This window comes from Pseudomonas germanica, from assembly GCF_019614655.1.
In the GTDB taxonomy this organism is placed as follows: domain Bacteria; phylum Pseudomonadota; class Gammaproteobacteria; order Pseudomonadales; family Pseudomonadaceae; genus Aquipseudomonas; species Aquipseudomonas neuropathica.
This window is the reverse complement of record NZ_CP071586.1, coordinates 3,347,361-3,367,349: the sequence shown is the minus strand read 5'-3', so window position 1 is coordinate 3,367,349 and position 19,989 is coordinate 3,347,361. Positions and strand designations below refer to the sequence as shown.

The window sequence follows — 19,989 nt, the reverse complement described above, 5'->3', positions numbered from 1 at the left end:
GTCGATTATGGATTCAGCAAAGCACTTTTCAGGCTGAGTCGATTGTGGATTTAGCAAAGCACTTTCAGGTCTGTGTAGTTCGCAAGCATCCCCCAATCAGTCCCCTCTCCCTCTGGGAGAGGGCTAGGGTGAGGGGCAGTTCCCCTGACACACCTCATCATCAACCAGCACCAAGGCTCCTCGATGAAACGCTACGAAAAATTCGCCGACGACATCGCTGAACTGATCCGCTCCGGCGTCCTTGGCCCCGGCCAGCGCGTGCCCTCGGTGCGTTACGCCAGCCAGACCTACGGGGTCAGCCCGTCCACGGTGTTCCAGGCCTATTACCTGCTCGAACGCCGTGGCCTGATCCGCGCCCGGCCGCGCTCCGGCTATTTCGTCAACACCCATGCACCGAGCCCGTTCTCGGAGCCGGTGATCAGCAGCCACGTCAACGATTCCACCGAAGTCGACGTCAGCGAACTGGTGTTCTCGGTCCTCGATTCGATCAAGGACCCGAGTACCGTGCCGTTCGGTTCGGCGTTCCCCAGCCCGACCCTGTTCCCGTTGCAGCGCCTGTCGCGTTCGCTGGCCAGCGCGGCCCGCGAGATGGACCCGCGCATGGTCGTCACCGACATGTCGCCGGGCAATCCGCAACTGCGCCGGCAGATAGCCCTGCGCTACATGGTCGGCGGGCTGATGCTGCCGATGGAAGAACTGCTGATCACCAACGGCGCCCTTGAAGCGTTGAACCTGTGCCTGCAAGCCGTCACCGAACCGGGCGATCTGGTGGCCATCGAAGCCCCGGCGTTCTACGCCAGCCTGCAAGTGCTCGAACGGCTGAAACTCAAAGCCGTGGAAATTCCCGTGCACCCGCGCGATGGCATTGACCTCGGCGTACTTGCGCAAACCCTCGAACGCCATCCGATCAAGGCCTGCTGGTGCATGACCAGTTTCCAGAACCCGATGGGCGCAACCATGCCCGAGGCGAAGAAACAGGAACTGGTCGAACTGCTGCGCCGTCATCAGGTGCCGCTGATCGAAGACGACGTGTACGCCGAACTCTATTACGGCCAACAAGCACCGAAACCGGCCAAGGCGTTCGACACGGAAGGTCTGGTGATGCACTGCGGTTCATTCGCCAAAAGCCTCGCCCCCGGCTACCGCATCGGCTGGGTCGCTGCCGGGCGCTACGCGCAGAAGATCGAACGACTGAAACTGATGACCTCACTGTGTGCGTCGATGCCAGCGCAAGCGGCGATTGCCGACTACCTGCAACACGGCGGTTATGACCGGCACCTGCGCAAACTGCGTTACGCACTGGAAGAACAGCAGAGCGCGATGCTCGCGGCGATTGCCCGCTACTTCCCGGCGCAGACGCGGGTCAGCCAACCGGCGGGCGGCTATTTTCTGTGGCTGGAACTGCCACCGCAAATGGATTCGCTGAAGTTGTTTCAGATGGCACTGGCGCAGGGGATCAGCATTGCGCCGGGGCCGATCTTTTCGCCGACGCAGCGCTTCAGGAATTGTATTCGGTTGAACTATGGCAGCCCTTGGACCGAGGATTCGGAAAAGGCCATGGAGACATTGGGGCGGATTGTGCGGTCGTTCTGAAAGATTGTTGCTGACTGCACTGGCCCCATCGCTGGCAAGCCAGCTCCCACAGTGTTCTATGTCACCGCGTATGTTGTGTACGACACAGAAACCTGTGGGAGCTGGCTTGCCAGCGATGGGGCCGGATCAGGCAACACAAATCCCAACGATCAGCGCCCGCCACCCAAATCAACAAATGTCCCGGTCGCATAAGAAGCCTTATCCGACAACAACCAGACAATCGCCTCCGCCACTTCATCCGGGCGCCCGCCACGGGCCATCGGAATCGCCGACTCGAGCTTGCTGACCCGATCCGGATCGCCGCTCAAGGCGTGGAAATCGGTATAGATGTAACCCGGGCGCACCGCGTTGACGCGAATCCCCTCGCCCGCCACTTCTTTGGACAAGCCAATGGTGAAGGTGTCGAGCGCACCTTTGGAGGCCGCGTAATCGACGTATTCGTTGGGCGAACCGAGACGCGCGGCCACCGACGACACGTTGACGATGCTGCCACCCTGCCCGCCGTGCTTGGGCGACATGCGCAGGATCGCGTGTTTGGCGCAGAGAATCGGCGCCAGGACATTGGTTTTCATGATTTTGAGGATGCGGAATTCGGACATTTCGTCGACCCGCGATTTGTGTCCGACAGTGCCGGCGTTGTTCACCAGCGCGGTGACGCGGCCCAACTCGGTGTCGACCCGATGGAACAATGCGATCACTTCGTCTTCGATGCTGACGTCGGCACGCACGGCGATGGCCTGGGCGCCCAATGCGCGAACTTGCTCGAGCACGCTTTGCGCAGCTTGCTCATCCGACTGATAGTTGATGCAGATCCGATAACCTTGCTCGGCAGCCAACAGCGCCGTAGCGGCGCCAATCCCGCGCCCGCCACCGGTGATCACAATGACTTTATCCATGCTGGCCTTTCCCCCAAATGCACACGTAACAGTCGGGGGGAAGAATAACCGCCATTGGCGGGTTTTGCATGAGGTCTGTTGTGTCGGGCCGGACGCCTTCGCGAGCAGGTCGAATCGTCGCACCGTCGCTCCCACAGGGGTGTGCATTCCAAATGTGGGAGTGAGCTTGCTCGCGAAGAACGATAACGCGGTCGATCAGACCGCCGCTGACTGCTCACTGCGCGCAATATCCTGCATGAATTTTTCCGCCGGCATCGGATGCCCGAGCAGATAACCCTGCAACGAATCACAGCCCAGTTCAGTCAGAAACGCCTGCTGCACACCGGTCTCGACACCTTCAGCGACAATGCGCAAACCCAGTGCCTGCCCCAACGCGACAATCGCCGAGACAATCGCCGCATCATCGCTGTCATGCTCCAGATCGCGCACAAAACCGCGATCAATCTTCAGCTCATTGGCCGGCAACCGCTTGAGGTACATCAGGCTGGAATAACCGGTGCCGAAGTCATCGATCGACAGGTCGACGCCCATGTCCGACAGTTCCTGCAACACCATCATGCTCGCATCGGCATCGCTCATCGCTGTGGTTTCGGTGATTTCCAGGGTCAGGCTGTTGGCCGGCAAGTGGTGAGTAGCCAACGCCTTGGCCACGCTGCGCACCAGTCCCGTGTGGCAGAACTGCAACGCCGACAGATTCACCGCGATACGCCAATCGGTGTAACCGAGCACGTACCATTCGCGCATCTGGCGGCAGGCTTCGTTGAGCACCCAGTCGCCGATCGGGATGATCAGCCCGGATTTTTCGGCCAGGTCAATGAACTTGTCCGGCATCAGCATGCCGTGAATCGGGTGTTGCCAGCGCAACAGCGCTTCAGCCCCGACCGGGCGGCCGTTGGCGGCGTCGAACTTGGGTTGGTAATGCAAGCTGAACTGGCTGTGTTCCAGCGCCGCGCGCAGGTCCTGCAACAACTGCAACTGCTTGCGCGCGTTGTTGTTCATCGACGCATCGAAAAAGCTGTAACCGTTTTTGCCGCCGCCCTTGGCGTGGTACATCGCCGCGTCGGCGTTCATCAGCAGTTCCTGCGCGGTCTGGCCATTGCCCGGGTACAGGGCGATGCCAACGCTAGCGGAGATCTGCAAGTCATGCTCGGCAACGCGGAATGATTGTGCGATCAGACCGACCTGACGCGCCGCCAGTCCCAGCGCATCATTGGGTTCGCTGAGGCGCACCAGTAACACGAATTCATCGCCACCGATCCGCGCCAGCGTGTCGAGGCTGCGCAAGTCTTCACGCAGACGCACGCCGACTTCGCGCAACAACTGATCACCCATGTGATGACCGAACGCATCATTAACCGGTTTGAAGCCGTCCAGATCGATGAACATCAAGGCAAAGCAGCCGCCCTGCTCGTTGACCTTTTTCATCGCCTGATTGATCCGGTCGTCGAGCAACATGCGATTCGGCAGGCCGGTCAGGGTGTCGTGCAGGGCCAACTGCGTGAGTTCACGGTTGGCGACGGTCAACGAATGCGCCAGATCGGCAGTGCGCGCTTCAAGCCGTGCGTCGAGGATCGAGGTGAGCAAGGCAATCGACAGCACCGCCAGCGTGGTGATCAGCACCAGGCTGTCGAGGCCGCTGCCCTTCAAACCGTTGACGGTGGCACCGCAGAAACTGCCGTCTGGAAATTGCGCGGCGGCCATGCCGGTGTAGTGCATACCGACAATGGCGATACCCATGATGACCGCTGCGCCGCCGCGAATCAGGCGCACATACGGCGAGTGCTTACGCAGGCGAAAGGCAATCCACAGCGCCGCTGCCGACGCGCCGACCGCAATCAGCAACGAAGCGCCGAACAGCGTCGGGTCGTAGTCGATCCCCGGCGTCATGCGCATCGCCGCCATGCCGGTGTAATGCATGGCACTGATCCCGGCGCCCATGATCAGCGCACCGAAGGCCAGTTGCAGAACCGGCAGTTTCGGCTGGCTGACCAGCCACAAGGCGAACCCGCAGGACAACACGGCAATCAACAGTGAGAGCGCGGTCAGGGTGATGTCGTAGCCAAGGTCGATCGGCAGTTTAAAGGCAAGCATGCCAATGAAATGCATCGACCAGACGCCGATGCCCATGGCAAACGCACCGCCGGCAGTCCAGAAATGCACCGCGCGGCCCTTGGCCGTGGCAATGCGACCGGTGAGGTCGAGCGCAGTGTAGGAAGCAAGAATCGCCACGCACAACGAAATAAAAACCAGGGTGGAGGAATAACTACCGATGAGCATGGGATTTCTCGTGGCCACCCAACGCGGACTGCGTCCATTCTCGGTCGGGCAAATGCGGCGATTGTACTGATTGCACAGAAGAACGCACTGACAAAGTGAGCAATTGGCCATCAAGCCGATGAAACGCTTGCTTGATTGTTCGGCAAGGCTCTGGAGTGGGCCTTTCTGCAGCTTGCGCAACTCACTGTGGGAGCGAGCCTGCTCGCGAATAGGCGCGTTGATCGTTCCCACGCTCCGCGTGGGAATGCAGCCCGGGACGCTCCGCGTCCCTTCAAAGCCGAACGCGGAGCGTCCGTTGAGGCATTCCCACGCAGAGCGTGGGAACGATCAGTGAAGCCAGCCTTCAGCGGGTGTTATCACTTACATCCAGTTGCCCATCCCAACCGCCGCCCAGCGCTGCGATGAGTTGCACGCTGGCAATCAAGCGGCTTTGCAGAATGTTCAGCACATTGCGCTCATTGCTCAACGCTGTCGCTTGCACCACCACCACATCGATGTAGGCAATCAACCCAGCCTTATACTGGTTTTCCGTCAGGCGCAGGGAGTCGCGGGCCGCATCAAGGGCTTCCTGGCGCACCGCCGCTTCATCTTCGTACACCTTGAGCTGCACCAGATAGTTTTCCACCTCGCGGAAACCGTCGAGCACAGTCTGGCGGTACTTGGCCACGGTCTGGTCGTAGGCCGCTTCAGTGCGGTCGACTTCTGCCGAACGAATGCCACCGTCAAACAACGGCAGCGCCAGTTTTGGCCCCACCGACCAGAAGCGGTTCGGCAGGCTGACCAGGTTCTGCGAGGTACTGCTGCTGTAACCGCCGCTCAGACTCAGGCTCAGGTCCGGGTAATACGCCGCTTTGGCCACGCCGATATTGGCGTTGGCGGCAATCACCGAACGCTCTGCCGAAGCGATGTCCGGACGCCGCTCAAGCAACTGCGAGGGCAGGCTCAACGGCACCTGCGGCAGCTTTGGAATGGTCTGTACTTCGGCAATGTTGAAGTCCGCCGGCGCCTGCCCGGTCAGCACGGCAATGGCGTTTTCGAACTGCGCGCGCTGCCAGATCAGGTCGACCAGATCAGCCTGGGTGCTTTTCAGTTGCGTCTGCGCCTGCGCCACTGCATCACGCCCGGAAACCCCGGCGCGGTACTGATTCTGGGTCATTTTCAGCGAACGTTCGTAAGCGGCAACCGTGGCTTCGAGCAGGCGTTTTTGCTGATCGATCACGCGCAGTTGCAGGTAGTTCTGCACCAACTCCGACTGCTGGCTCAGGCGCATGGCGGCCAGATCGGCAAAACTGGCCTGAGCACTGGCCTCATCGGCTTCCAGACCACGGCGCAATTTGCCCCAGACATCGGCTTCCCAACTGACGCCAAGTTCGGCGTTATAGGTGTCGCGGATGCCACTGGAGGAACTGCTCAGGCTCGAACTGCTGCTGCCGGTGCCCTGACTGGAGCGGGTCTTGCCCAGGCTCAAGTCTACTTTGGGATAAAACGCGCCACGGGCACTGCGCACCAAGGCCTGAGCCTGGCGGTACTGGGCTTCCGACTGCGCGACGGTCTGGTTGGAATTGTTGAGTTTTTCGATCAGCCCGTTTAGCTGCTGATCGCCATACAACTCCCACCACGCACCACGGGCCAGCGAGTCGCTCGGGTTGGCCTGGGTCCAGCCAGCGGCTTCCTTGTACTGGGTGATTTCAGCGGTTTGCGGACGTTGATAGTCCGGGCCGACGGCGCAGGCACTGAGCATCGCCACGCACAGTGACAGGCTCAGCAAGCGCGAGCCCCGAACAGTGGCCAGATTGATAAGCGAACGGTCAGTCATAGCGGAGTTTCCAGAGCGGCGTCAGTACGCACGCCACGCCATTTGTTGAAACGATGGCGCAGCTTGTCGAGATAGAGGTAAACCACAGGCGTGGTGTAAAGCGTCAGCACCTGACTGAAGATCAGCCCGCCGATGATGGTGAGGCCCAGCGGCTGGCGCATTTCCGCGCCCTCGGCCCGGCCGAGCAGCAATGGCAAGGCACCGAGAATCGCCGCCAGCGTAGTCATCAGGATCGGTCGTAGCCGTTGCAGACAGGCGCTGCGGATCGATTCCAGCGGGGTAAGGCCCTGATGCCGTTCCAGTTGCAGCGCAAGGTCGATCATCAGAATGGCGTTTTTCTTCACCACGCCAATCAGCAGGAACAGCCCGAGCAGCGAGATCAGGCTGAACTCGCCGCCCAGCGCATAGATCGACAGCAACGCGCCGACACCGGCCGACGGCAGGGTCGACAGAATCGTCAGCGGATGGATGTAGCTTTCATACAGCACGCCCAGCACCAGATACACCGCCAGCAACGCGCCGAGAATCATGAACGGCTGGCTCTTCTGCGTCGCGGCGAAGGCGTCGGCAGTGCCGGCCATTTTCGCGATGACGTCTTCCGGCAGGCCGAGCTTGGCAATCGCCCGCTCGATCGCGGCACTGCCCTGCTCCACCGTCACGCCTTCGGCCATGTCGAAGGAAATGTCTTCGGAGGCGAACTGGCCTTCGTGGCTGACGCGGTCGTCTTCCAGGCTGTTTTCGTAATGAGCGAACGTCGACAGCGGCACCCGCGCACCGTCAGCGGTGATCACCTGCACTTGCTTGAGCGTCACCGGATCCTGGGCGTATTTCGGATTGACCTCCATCACCACCTGATACTGGTTGAGGCTGTCGTAGATCGTCGAGATCTGCCGCTGGCTGTAGGCGTTGTTCAGCACCGCCGTGACCATGTTCATGTCGACACCGAGGCGTTTGGCCTGGTCGCGATCGACAATCAGCGTCACTTGTTGCGCCCCGGCGCCTTCTCGGGCATCAATGGCGGTCAGTTCGGGCAGGGCTCGCAATGCCGCGACCACTTTCGGGAACCATTTACGCAACTCGCCGAGGTCGGCGCTTTGCAGGATGTAGCTGTATTGCGAACTGGTCTGCTCGCGACCGCCGCCAAATTGCAGATCCTGGTCGGCCATCAGCATCAACTGCGCACCGGGCACTTTGGGCATTTCCTTACGCAGACGCTCGATGACTTTCTGCGCCGACAGTTGCCGCTCCTTGATCGGTTTTAGACGCACAATCATGAACGCGTTGTTGGTGCCGTTGCTGCCGCCGATGAACCCGGCGACGCTTTCCACTGCTTCGTCCTTGAGCACCGCGCGGCGGAAGATTTCCATTTTCGGCTGCATCACACTGAACGACAGGCCGTCGTCACCGCGCACAAAACCGATCAATTGGCCGGTATCCTGCTGCGGCATGAATGTTTTCGGCACCACCACGTACAGCGCGACGTTGACGCCGACGGTGATCAGCAGGCTGAGCAAGGTCAGGCGCCGGTGACGCAACACCCAATCGAGGCTGGTGGCGTACTTGCCGACCATCCAGTCGTTGGTGCGGCGGCTCCAGCGTTGCAGGCGATTTTCCTGCCCCGGCGTGTGCGGCTTGAGCCAACGGGCGCAAAGCATCGGCGTCAACGTCAGCGAAACCACCAGCGATACGACGATGGCCGCCGCCAGGGTGATGGAAAATTCGCGAAACAGACTCTCGACAATCCCGCCCATAAACAGGATCGAGAGGAACACTGCGACCAGCGAAACGTTCATCGACAGCAAGGTAAAACCGACTTCCTTGGCCCCGAGGTACGCGGCCTGCATCGGTTTGACGCCTTCGTCGATGTGCCGCGAGATGTTCTCCAGCACCACGATGGCGTCGTCCACCACCAATCCTGTAGCGAGGATCAGCGCCATGAGCGACAGGTTGTTCAGCGAGAAACCGTAGAGGTACATCACCGCAAAGGTGCCAACCAGCGACACCGGCACGGCCAGTGTCGGAATCAGCGAGGCGCGGAAGTTACCGAGGAACAGGAATACCACCAGAATCACCAGCGCCACGGCAATCAGCAAGGTCATCTCGGCTTCATGCAGCGTCGCCTTGATCACCGGCGAGCGGTCCATGGCCAGATTCAGCTTTACGCTGGCCGGCAACACCGCTTGCAAAGCCGGCAGTTGCGCCTTGATCTCGTTGACCGTCTCGATGATGTTGGCGCCAGCCTGGCGGTTGATCACCAGCAGCACCGCCGCGTCATCGTTGAAGAAGCCGCTGTTGTAGCGGTCTTCAACGCCGTCGCTGACCTTGGCCACGTCCTTGAGGCGCAGCGCGGCGCCGTCGGCGTAGTGGATGATCAGTGACTCGTAATCCTTGGCTTTCTCCAACTGGTCATTGGCCTGGATCTGCCACAGGCGTTGACCGTCCTCGACCGAACCCTTTGGCCGGCGTACGTTGGCATCGGCGATGGTCTTGCGCACATCGTCGAGCGCTACACCGTACTGGTTCAGCGCCTGCGGTTCGAGCTCGATGCGCACCGCCGGCAGCGAACTGCCGCCGATCTGCACTTCACCGACGCCCTGCACTTGCGACAGGCTCTGGGACAGAATGGTCGAGGCCAGATCGTAGAGCTGGCCTTTTTCCAGCACATCGGAGGTCAGCGACAGCACCATGATCGGTGCCTGCGACGGGTTGACCTTCTTGTAGGTCGGCATACTGCGCATGCCGCTTGGCAACAGATTGCGCGAAGCGTTGATTGCCGCCTGCACTTCCCGCGCAGCACCGTTGATGTCGCGGTCGAGATCAAATTGCAGAATGACCCGGGTCGAACCCTGACTGGAGCGGCTGCTCATGGTGTTGACGCCGGCGATTGCGCCGAAGGAACGCTCCAGCGGTGTGGCCACGGTGGACGCCATGACCTCCGGGCTCGCGCCGGGAAGGCTCGCCTGCACGACGATCACCGGGAAATCCATTTGCGGCAGTGGCGAAACCGGCAGCAGGCCGAAGCTGACACCGCCGAGCAGCATGATCGCCAGGCTCAGCAGCATCGTCGCGACCGGGCGCTTGATGAAAGGACCGGAGAGGTTCATTGACCGCGATCCCCAACGTCACACCAATCCCCTGTAGGAGTGAGCCTGCTTGCGATAGCGGTGTGTCTGTTTACATTGATGTTGCAGGTGCCGGCCTCATCGCGAGCAGGCTCACTCCTACAGGGGTTATGTGTTCGGACAGTCATACCGACACCTCTTCGTTATCGGTATTAGTCTTGCCAAAGCGCCGACCGAGGCGGTCGAAATACAGGTAGATCACTGGCGTGGTGAACAGCGTCAGCACCTGGCTGACCAGCAAACCGCCGACCATCACCAGACCCAGCGGCTGACGCAATTCAGCACCTGAGCCCGTGGCGAGCATCAACGGCACCGCACCAAACAGCGCCGCCAGCGTGGTCATCAGAATCGGCCGGAAGCGCAACAGCGCCGCCTGATAGATCGCCTGTTCCGGCGCCATGCCTTGCGTGCGCTCAGCATCGAGGGCGAAGTCGATCATCATGATCGCGTTTTTCTTGACGATACCGATCAGCAAGATGATGCCGATGATCGCGATCATGCCCAGATCATTGCCGCTGAGCAGCAACGCCAGCAAAGCACCGACGGCCGCCGACGGCAAGGTCGAGAGAATGGTGATCGGGTGAATGTAGCTCTCGTACAGCACGCCCAGCACGATGTACATGGTCACCACCGCCGCCAGAATCAGCAGCAAGGTGCTCGACAGCGAAGCCTGGAACGCTTCGGCCGCGCCCTGGAACTGGGTCTGCACGCCGACCGGCATGCCGATGCCCTTCTGCACCTGTTCAATGATGTCGACCGCATGCCCCAGCGCCACACCGGGCGCGAGGTTGAACGACATCATTACCGCCGGGAACTGGCCAATATGGGTGATCGCCAGTTGCGCCTGACGCTCCTCGATATGAGCCAGACTCGACAGGCGTACCTGCGCGTCATCGGTGGTCTTGACGTGAATCTGGTCCAGCGCCTGCGGGCCGATCTTCTCTCCGGCCTGGGCTTGCAGCACCACGCGGTACTGGCTCGCCTGGGTGTAAATGGTCGAGATCTGCCGCTGGCCAAAAGCGTCATAGAGCGCATCGGTGATGTTCGCCACCGAAACACCAAGGCGTGAGGCGGCATCGCGATCGATCACCAGATAAACCTGCAGGCCCTTGTCCTGCAAATCACTGGCAACGTCAGTCAGTTCCGGCCGCTGGGCTAGCGCTTCGACCAGTCGCCCGCTCCACTGGCTGAGCAGTTCGGAATCCGGCGAGGACATGCTGAACTGATACTGGGTCCGGCTGACACGGTCTTCGATGGTCAGGTCCTGCACCGGCTGCATGAACAGGCGGATGCCGACCAGTTTGTCCAATTGCGGTTGCAGGCGCGCAATCACTTCAGTGGCGCTTAGATCGCGATCGCCATGGGGCTTGAGGTTTATCAGCAAGCGGCCGCTGTTGAGCGTGGCGTTATCGCCGTCGACACCGATGTAGGACGACAGGCTCTGCACCGCCGGATCTTCAAGAATGATTTTCGCCAGTTGCTGCTGACGCTCGCCCATCGCCGCGAAGGAAATCGATTGCGGCGCTTCGGAAATGCCCTGAATCACCCCGGTGTCCTGCACCGGGAAGAAGCCCTTCGGCACCACCATGTAAAGAAACACGGTCAACGCCAGTGTGCCGATAGCCACCAGCAAGGTCAGCGGCTGATGCTTGAGCACCCAGCGCAGCATCCGACCGTACTCGGCGATCATCCAGTCGATGACAGCGCCGCTGGCACGGTAGAAACGGCCTTGCTCGTGTTCTTCAGGTTCACGCTTGAGCAGACGCGCGCACATCATCGGCGTCAACGTCAGTGAGACCACCAGCGAAATCAGGATCGCCACGGCCAGGGTGATGGCGAATTCGCGGAACAACCGCCCGACCACGTCGGCCATGAACAACAACGGAATCAGTACTGCGATCAGCGACAGGGTCAGGGAAATCAGGGTGAAACCAATTTGCTTGGCGCCTTTGAGCGCGGCCTGCATCGGGCTGTCGCCCTCTTCGATGAAACGCGCAATGTTCTCGAGCATGACGATGGCGTCGTCGACCACAAAACCGGTGGCAATGGTCAGCGCCATCAAGGTCAGGTTGTTGACCGAGAAACCGGCCAGATACATCACGCCGAAAGTGCCGATTAGCGACAGAGGCACCGCCACCGACGGAATGATCGTGGCACTGGCGCGCCGCAGGAACAGAAACGTCACCATCACCACCAGGGCGATGGCGATCAGCAATTCGTGTTGCACGTCAGTGACCGAGGCGCGGATGGTCTGCGTGCGGTCGGTCAGCACCGTCACTTCGAGGCCGGCCGGCAGGTTGTCGGTGATGCTCGGCAGCAGCGCCTTGATACGGTCGACCACCTCGATCACGTTGGCACCCGGCTGACGCTGGATGTTCAGCAATACCGCCTGATTCTGGTTGGCCCACGCAGCGAGACGTTCGTTCTCGGCGCCATCGACAATTTCCGCCACGTCCTTGAGCCGCAACGGCGCGCCGTTCTTGTAGGCGAGGATCAGGTTGGCGTAATCCTTGGGCGAGGTCAGTTGGTCGTTGGCGTCGAGCATCGACACCCGCGTCGGGCCGTCAAAGTTGCCCTTCGGCTGGTTGACGTTGGAAGCACTGATCAAGGTGCGCACGTCCGCCAGGTTCAAGCTGTTGGCCGCCAACGCTTCCGGGTTGACCTTGATGCGCACGGCCTGACGCTGGCCGCCGGCAATGCTGACCATGCCGACGCCGCTGATCTGGGCGATTTTCTGCGCCATGCGCGTATCGACCAGGTCATTGAGCTTGGGCAGCAGCATGGTTTTCGAGGTAATCGCCAGGGTCAGGACCGGGGTGTCCGCCGGGTTGACCTTGTTGTACACCGGCGGCGCCGGCAAATCGGTGGGCAGCAGATTGGTCGCGGCGTTGATCGCGGCTTGCACCTGCTGTTCGGCGACGTCCATGTTGATGTCGAGGCTGAAGCGCAGGGTCAGCACCGACGCACCGCCGGAACTGGTCGACGCCATTTGCGTGAGGCCCGGCATCTGCCCGAACTGGCGCTCGAGCGGCGCAGTTACGGCACTGGTCATCACATCCGGGCTGGCGCCGGGATACAAGGTCATGACGCGGATGGTCGGGTAGTCGACCTGTGGCAGCGCCGATACCGGCAGCAAGCGATAAGCGATCAGGCCGGCCAGAACAATGGCCAGCATGCTCAGGGTGGTGGCTACCGGTCGGAGGATGAACAGCCGCGAAATGTTCATGCGCCCTTCTTGGCCTTGTCGGTGACAGCAGCGTCAGTCGGGGTGGCGGCAGATTTGCCTTGCAGGTGTTCGGTCGGGGTGGTCGGCACTTGATTGCTGTCGTTGACCACTTCCACTTCACTGCCCTCCTTCAGACGGTCAGTACCTTCCAGCACCACGCGGTCGCCGGCAGCCAGGCCTTCGGTGACCACGGTGTTTTCGCCATCACTGGCGCCGATCTTCAATTGGCGAATGGTGACTTTCTTGTCGCCATCCAGTGCATAGACGAAGGTGCCGTTGGTGCCGAACTGGATGGCCGCCGACGGTGCCAGCACCACGCCTTTCAGCGTGTCAGCGAGCAAGTGAACGTTGACGAACTGGTTGGGGAACAGCGCCTGATCACGGTTATCGTAGCGGGCCTTGAACTTCAAGGTGCCGGTGGCAACGTCGATCTGGTTGTCGAGGCTTTGCAGAACGCCGGTGGCTTGCAGTTTGCTGTCGCCGCGGTCCCACGCCTCCGCCGGCAGCTTGGCGCCGCTGCGATAGCGGGCGAGCACGGTTTCCAGGCTGTTTTCCGGCAAGGTGAAAGCCACACTGATCGGTTGCGTCTGGGTGATCACCGCGAGGGACGTGGTGTCGTTGGCGGTCACCAGGTTGCCGACGTCGACCTGGCGCAGGCCGACACGACCGGCAATCGGCGCGCGGATCTTGGTGAATTCGAGATTGAGCTTGGCGTCGTTGACTGCGGCCTGGTTGGTCTTGACCGTGCCCAGATACTGACCGACCAGCGCTTCGGCGGTGTCCAGCGTCTGTTTGGCGATGCTGTCCTCTTTGTACAAACCGCGATAACGCTCGACGTCGACCTGAGCGTTTTTCAGTTGTGCCTGATTCTGCAGCAGAGTGCCTTCGGCTTGCAGCAAGGCGTTCTGGTACGGGCGTGGGTCGATCTCGGCCAACAGGTCACCGGCCTTGACCATCTGCCCTTCTTCGAAATTGATCTTGACCAGCTCGCCGCCCACCCGGCTGCGCACATTGATGGTGTTGAGCGCGGTCACCGTGCCCAGCGCCTTGTAGTACAGCGGGAAGTCGCCGGTAACCGCCGGCGCCACGCGCACCGGAATCGGCCCGGTGCCGCCTCCGAAGCCCGGCCGCATCATCCCCGAACGCCCGGTGTGCCCGACCGCCGCCTTGTCAGCGCCCTCTTTGTGGGCTGAACCGGCGGGCCAGAATTTCCAGCACAGGACGGCGATCACCAACAAGACCAGCAGGCTGATCAGCCAGCGACGGGAGTTACGAGGGGACGATTGCATGGAGTCATTAACCATTGGGCGCGTGGGCTTCTTTTACGGGAGGCTGAACGATAAGCACTGGTGGGGAATTAGCAAAGCAGCTTTACCGGCAATTTACTTACACCTTACGTTTCAAGGTGTGAGGCAAAACACTGATACACAAATGAAAACGGCCTGGACAGGGCCAGGCCGTTAACAATTGTAAAAGCGCTTACTTGAGAACGGACAGTGCCGCTTCGTAGTTAGGCTCTTCAGCGATTTCCTTGACCAGTTCGCTGTGCAGGACGTTGTCGTTTTCGTCCAGCACCACAACGGCGCGAGCGGTCAGGCCTTTCAGCGGGCCGTCGGCGATGGCTACGCCGTAGTTCTCGATGAACTCGGCACCGCGCAGGGTCGACAGGTTTTGGACGTTTTCCAGACCTTCGGCGCCGCAGAAACGCGCTTGGGCGAACGGCAGGTCAGCCGAGATGCACAGCACCACGGTGTTGGCGATGTCGTTGGCCTGAGCGTTGAACTTGCGCACGGAAGTGGCGCAGGTCGGGGTGTCGACGCTTGGGAAGATGTTCAGCACTTTGCGCTTGCCGGCGAAGTCTTTCAGGGTGACGTCGGACAGATTGCCGGCAACCAGAGAAAAGGCTGGCGCCTTGGAACCGGCTTGTGGCAACTGGCCGTTGACTTGAACCGGATTGCCTTTAAGGGTGACTTGAGCCATGACTTGAGTCCTTCTGATGTTTTGATTGGAAAGCATGCAAGAGGCCGAAGTTAACCACGAAATGGTCCGACGACCTATGCCCTGTTTGGAAATTGTTGGGTGCCTGCGCGAAAAATTGTATACAAACCCACCGCCGCTCCCCTGTAGGAGTGAGCCTGCTCGCGATAGCGGTCTGTCAGTCAACATCTGCGTGTATGACACACCGCCATCGCGAGCAGGCTCACTCCTACAATTAGATCTGCGGTGTGAAAAATTCTCCGCACTTTTACCAGAGACCCTGTCGATTCAAGTGTGGCCCGTTCGACTAAGCAATGAATCCCACCAAACTCACGGAGTAACCGCCATGCGCTTCATGATCCTTGTAAAAGCCAGCGTCGACTCGGAAGCCGGCATCATGCCCAGCGAAGAGCTGATCACCGCGATGGGCAACTTCAACGAAGAACTGGTCAAGGCCGGCATCCTGATCGATTGCGATGGCCTGCACCCGAGTAGCAAAGGTGCTCGCGTGCATTTCTCCGGTGACAAACGCACGGTCATCGACGGGCCGTTCATCGAAACCAAAGAACTGGTGGCCGGCTACTGGATCTGGGAAGTGAAATCAAAAGAAGAAGCCATCGAATGGGTCAAGCGCTGCCCCAACCCAATGTCAGGCGATTCTGATATTGAAATCCGCCAGATATTTTCTGCAGAAGACTTCGGCGCTGAGTTCACCCCTGAAGCGCGGGAACAGGAAGAACGTGTCCGCGAACAAGCCAAGAAAAACGGCTGAACCGAATAGTCCTGTAGGTGCTGCCGAGGGCAGCGATCTTTTGATGTCACTTTCTAGGCACCAAATGAGCGCGGCCTTCGACAACTCCTTCAAAAACTAGATGACCGTACAGCCACGGCTTCCAAGTGTCCTGACCTAGTTAGAAGTACAACGCACCAAACTCTTTGACCTTCGACAAAAGGCATACCATCTTCAAAAACGCTTAGCGCTATTGTCGCTCGCCCGCCGTCCACTTGTAACGAGTCAACGTACCCGGGGTTCGGATCAAGGATTAACACTCCCCTTTTGCGTTCCACGTCATAAAACTCAATTGTTGCTGGTAATCCTTCCATCTCACCATCCTCCACCGAATCATATCTGCGTTCCCCTTAACGAAGCGCATCGCTCAATCAAACACCCATCACCTTGCACCCACAACTGTCACATCTATCAGGGTGTATATATATTCAGCACCCTTTCTGGAGCAGCCTCGTTTCACTCGACAGCTACTACACCATCAGAAACGGAATATTGATCGTTGCCACGCTCTGCGTGGCAACGCCTCAGGGGACGCTCTGCGTTCCAGCTTGCGAATTTGACGCAGAGCGTAAAGGGCTGCATTCCCACGCAGAGCGTGGGAACTATCAACAGCGTGGGAACGATCATTCAAGAGCGATCAGTTCTTGAGTTCGACGTGATCCAAGGCCTGGTTGACGGCCAGTTCCCCCAACATGACGACCTGTGCGATACCCAGTGCAGTCTTGCGCTGCGAGGTTTCCAGCGAGGCGGCGAAGTTCATCAGCATTTCGCTGGCCGAGCCGAGGGTTTCGCTGGCGTTGGCGAGCAGGGATTCAGTGTTGTACCTGGGATTGGCGAGGTACATGGGTTCCGGCTCGTTGGCGCTGGACATGATATGGGCGCTGGGGTTGAGGTAGAAATCGAGCGCGCGGTCGGCGGCTTCGTGGAGTTTTTTACTGTCGACTGAGGCGTAGGGGGATGTGGTGTCGGCGTCTGATTCTGGGGGATTGGGTGTTGGCTTTTTCATAGTGTTTTCTCTATCCGAACGGTGGAGCTGGTCCATTCGGCTTCCGGTCGAATGGGTGGCAGCTGTACGCAGGCTGGAAACCCGGGGGACAGAGAAACCCGGACGACCCGAAGGTCCCCCACGCACAGCCGCCATAACTAAGTACGCACCAAAAAAGGTGCGCAAGCATACGTCATGAACGGTGCTGTTGCGTTCAGTTTTCCCCCGGGGTTTCCAGTCCCGGTCGCTGATTTGGCAGCGACGAACACAGGCTAGAGACCCGACGTCCGACGGACAACCTGAAAACCTTGTGGGAACGTTCCCCAAATTCCAAACAACGCTTAAACATCCCGAATTGAAATACGCATATGTAGGAGCAGCCGAAGGCTAGAGCCGCGATCGGACGAACCTTTGATTTTGCATTTAAAAAACACGATCAAAAGATCGCAACCTCGTGTCACTCGCCAGCTCCTGTCGCCAGTGCGCCGTCCGCTTGCAGGGTCAGTTGGCGGGTGATGCCCGGCAACGGCGGCAACCCGCACTGCCGCGGGTTTGTCGGCCAATAAGCAACAGCTGAGGACTTTTTCACGCGAAACAGGTAGGGTGCGCAAAATCAAAGTGCCATCACTGGACCGCGTCGCAGGTTTTCATGGAGTTGTACACGCAATGAGTTGCTGGACCGTCCTTGGCCTTACGGCCGACGCCGATACGCGCAGTATCAAACGCCAATACGCTGCCCTGCTCAAACAGACCCGCCCGGACGAAGACGCCGAGGGCTTCCAGCGCCTGCGTGACGCCTATGAGCAAGCCCTGAATTACAAGGAATGGGCGCAGGCCAGCGAGGACCACGGGGCTGATGAAGACGCCTGGGATTTGACCGGTCTGACCGTAGTCGAAGTCGATGCCTTGCAGCAGGCGACGCGCTCGCTGGCCGACACCAGCCTTGCACAATTGCAACAGCGCCATGCCCTCGCCGTTGAGCAGGGTTGCGCGCATATCCTCGAAGAGACCCTGCTGCAGCATTGCATCGAGCACCCGGATACATCGGCGCCGATGGTCGATTGGGCGGTGCAGACGTATCACTGGTTCAGTGCCTGGCAGCGGCTGGAACTGGACGAGGAATCCATCGAACATTTGCTCGATCACCAGCGGGAACGCATGACTCGACCGCTGCGTGATGCCCTCGAACGTGAGGACAGTGCGGCCTTTTTGCAGGCCTACGCACAGTGCGCGCAATACCTCTGGCTCGACGCTGAAGTGCACCGGCAGTGGTTCAACCTGTTCCTCAGTCGATTGCTACTGGACTGCGAATACTGGTCTTCCGCTATTTTCGAACAGGTCTGCGCGGGCCAGGGCTGGCATTCCGGCCCGGCCAACCGTTGCCCGAAAGATGAATGGAAACGTCTGGTCGCGCGCCATGAGGCTCCGATTTTTATCGCGCAACAGCGTCAACTCGCCGAAGAGCCGCCCGCCACCGCCGAACACCGCGCCGCCCGCCTGCTGCTCGGTACTGGCCCGTTCAGCCAGCGTCGAGCATTGGCCCGGCGCCTGCGTGAGAAAGATTGGGAGCATTGCCGACATTTGAGTTCGGCGCTGTATGCCAATCATCCGAAGGTCTGCGCGGAATTGCCCGGTGGCACCGCGTTTTTCTGGCGCGACTGGGAACTGAAACGCGGCGAATGGCCGACCTACGTTGGCGTGGTGCTGGCCTGCCTGATCGGTGCATTTACTCATTTCATCCCGCTGGGGCTGCGCGTCACCGGGCTGATCAATATCGTCATGACCTCAACAATCGTGTTTGGCGTGATCGCTGCGGGCATCAACTGGCTGACGCACGAACTGGCGCACACCCATTGGCTGCTGGATGACCGCCTCAGCGCGCGGTTGTGGCCGGGTTTTGCCAAGGACGCTGCGCCGTTCGGCGTACTGCGCGATCTGATTCCCTGCGCATTGATGGTGGCCGGGCTCAGCTGGTTTTTCGGCCCCATCGCTGGCGTCGTTTATGCGGCCACGCTGGCCAGCGTGGGTTTGATTCGTCGCCGTCAGGTCAAGCCACACACGTCCTGGGAAAAGACCAACCTGCCGGTGAAAATCGGCCTGACGCTACTCGGCGTTGTCACCCTGGTGCTGGTACTGGGTGTGTTCAAAGTGGCCGCCAGCCAAGGCACGGTCAATCGCAATCAGGGCCTGCAACCCTGGGCGGAGCGTTTGTGTAGCCGGTTGCCGGCGAGTTCTTTCGATTGCGGCGCCCCGGCCACCCGCGAGCAGTGGTATCCCGCGGAGGCACGGCCATGACGTCGAGATTCATGTTTGTCAGCGGCGTAGTGGTCGTTCTGGTGGTGATGGGGCTGTCGAGCGCGACCCGACCGTTCCTGAAGCTCGACCTGTGGCTTGATCAGCGCGACTCAGTGGTGACCGCACAGGCCAACGCGTTGAGTCCGATCATTGCCTGCGTCAACCGTGTCGATGTGCACTGGCGCAACGCCTACGACAAATTCGAGCGTCCGCGACCAGCAGGTAATGCATTCGATAGTTATCTTGCTGAGGCTCGGGATTTCGACAACACGGATGCGTACACCGTGCAGAACATCCAAAAGGATCTCTGCCTCAGTCATATCAACGAAAAACTCGAACTCTTGGCCTATCAGCCAGTGCTTTCGCAAAAAGTCCGTGACTACGCGCAAGCACTGCAGGGCGCGGCGGTGATCTTTACGCCGGAGCGACTCGACAGAAGTGCGAACTTTTATGCCACGCCGCTCGCCCGGTTGTCACAGGGCTCGGAGCAAATCCAGGCCGCCAGCAATGCCTACATCAACGCATCGACAGCCTTGCGAGAGGAACTGCTGCCACTTGATGTGGCACAGCGTTCCGAGCAGCTCAAGCTGCTGGAAGCGCGGGTGGGCAGGGAGATTCATTGGTCTCTGCTGGCGTACATGATGCAAGCCCGGGAGACATTGGAGCTGCTCGAAGACGGGATGAAACACCGCACCCTGACCCCGCAAGCCGTGGCCGATACCACCGCCGATCTGCAACAGGCGTGGAATCGTCGCGCGCCCTTCATCGCTCTTCGCGAGGGTGGATTCCGAAACAAGGACGATGACGCGCGGGAGCTGTGGCGGCACATCAGTGCGCCAGCGCAAAGCTATCTCGACGCGCTGAACACCCTGCATAAGGACTGGCAGAACCACGCCGAACCGCAACGCTTGAGCGACGATTACTACGCCGTCACCCATGGCTACGACGCCCTACTCAGCCAATACAACCGCCAGGCACGCGCCAATTTCTGAGGTGTGCACAGGCCGGACGG

At 60.0% G+C, this 19,989-nt stretch carries 12 protein-coding genes; 4 read left to right on the top strand and 8 right to left on the bottom strand.

Annotated elements, in window-relative coordinates:
• The first annotated feature begins 183 nt into the window (after nt 1–183).
• Nucleotides 184–1,593, top strand: a complete 1,410-nt coding sequence (gene mapR / locus J0G10_RS15045) for a GntR family transcriptional regulator MpaR (RefSeq protein WP_007919188.1) — start codon at nt 184–186, stop codon at nt 1,591–1,593.
• Nucleotides 1,594–1,742: 149 nt separating this feature from the next.
• Here mapR and J0G10_RS15040 read toward each other — a convergent pair whose 3' ends face one another.
• The 7 genes from J0G10_RS15040 to tpx form a co-directional block, all read right to left on the bottom strand.
• Nucleotides 1,743–2,489, bottom strand: a complete 747-nt coding sequence (locus J0G10_RS15040; RefSeq protein ID WP_064587387.1) for an SDR family oxidoreductase — start codon at nt 2,487–2,489, stop codon at nt 1,743–1,745.
• 195 nt (nt 2,490–2,684) lie between these two features.
• Entirely contained in the window at nt 2,685–4,766 is a 2,082-nt protein-coding gene (locus J0G10_RS15035; protein ID WP_220556107.1) for a putative bifunctional diguanylate cyclase/phosphodiesterase, read from the bottom strand.
• 343 nt (nt 4,767–5,109) lie between these two features.
• A complete protein-coding gene (locus J0G10_RS15030) occupies nt 5,110–6,582 on the bottom strand; it encodes an efflux transporter outer membrane subunit (RefSeq protein WP_220556106.1) in 1,473 nt (490 codons plus the stop codon).
• Complete coding sequence (locus tag J0G10_RS15025) at nt 6,579–9,686, bottom strand: efflux RND transporter permease subunit (RefSeq protein WP_095050717.1); 3,108 nt, start codon at nt 9,684–9,686, stop codon at nt 6,579–6,581. The genes J0G10_RS15030 and J0G10_RS15025 overlap by 4 nt, the downstream gene beginning before the upstream one ends.
• A 142-nt stretch (nt 9,687–9,828) precedes the next feature.
• Complete coding sequence (locus tag J0G10_RS15020; RefSeq protein WP_220558817.1) at nt 9,829–12,930, bottom strand: MdtB/MuxB family multidrug efflux RND transporter permease subunit; 3,102 nt, start codon at nt 12,928–12,930, stop codon at nt 9,829–9,831.
• Nucleotides 12,927–14,234, bottom strand: coding sequence for an MdtA/MuxA family multidrug efflux RND transporter periplasmic adaptor subunit (locus J0G10_RS15015; RefSeq protein ID WP_220558816.1), 1,308 nt, complete (start codon nt 14,232–14,234; stop codon nt 12,927–12,929). Before J0G10_RS15015 ends, J0G10_RS15020 begins: the two co-directional genes overlap by 4 nt.
• Nucleotides 14,235–14,409: 175 nt before the next feature.
• Complete coding sequence (gene tpx, locus J0G10_RS15010) at nt 14,410–14,910, bottom strand: thiol peroxidase (protein ID WP_007914372.1); 501 nt, start codon at nt 14,908–14,910, stop codon at nt 14,410–14,412.
• Between the two features lie 343 nt (nt 14,911–15,253).
• On the opposite strand from tpx, the gene J0G10_RS15005 reads away from it, so the two are divergent.
• A complete protein-coding gene (locus tag J0G10_RS15005; RefSeq protein ID WP_220558815.1) occupies nt 15,254–15,679 on the top strand; it encodes a YciI family protein in 426 nt (141 codons plus the stop codon).
• 655 nt (nt 15,680–16,334) lie between these two features.
• Here J0G10_RS15005 and J0G10_RS15000 read toward each other — a convergent pair.
• Nucleotides 16,335–16,703 carry a DUF6124 family protein gene (locus tag J0G10_RS15000; RefSeq protein ID WP_095050713.1) on the bottom strand — a complete coding sequence of 123 codons (369 nt, stop codon included), beginning with the start codon at nt 16,701–16,703 and terminating at the stop codon, nt 16,335–16,337.
• Nucleotides 16,704–17,348: 645 nt separating this feature from the next.
• Between J0G10_RS15000 and J0G10_RS14995 the strand changes: the two genes are divergently transcribed.
• Together J0G10_RS14995 and J0G10_RS14990 are read left to right on the top strand one after the other, a co-directional pair.
• Entirely contained in the window at nt 17,349–18,977 is a 1,629-nt protein-coding gene (locus J0G10_RS14995) for a J domain-containing protein (protein ID WP_095050712.1), read from the top strand.
• Nucleotides 18,974–19,969, top strand: coding sequence for a DUF3829 domain-containing protein (locus J0G10_RS14990; protein WP_095050711.1), 996 nt, complete (start codon nt 18,974–18,976; stop codon nt 19,967–19,969). Before J0G10_RS14995 ends, J0G10_RS14990 begins: the two co-directional genes overlap by 4 nt.
• Nucleotides 19,970–19,989 lie beyond the last annotated feature (20 nt).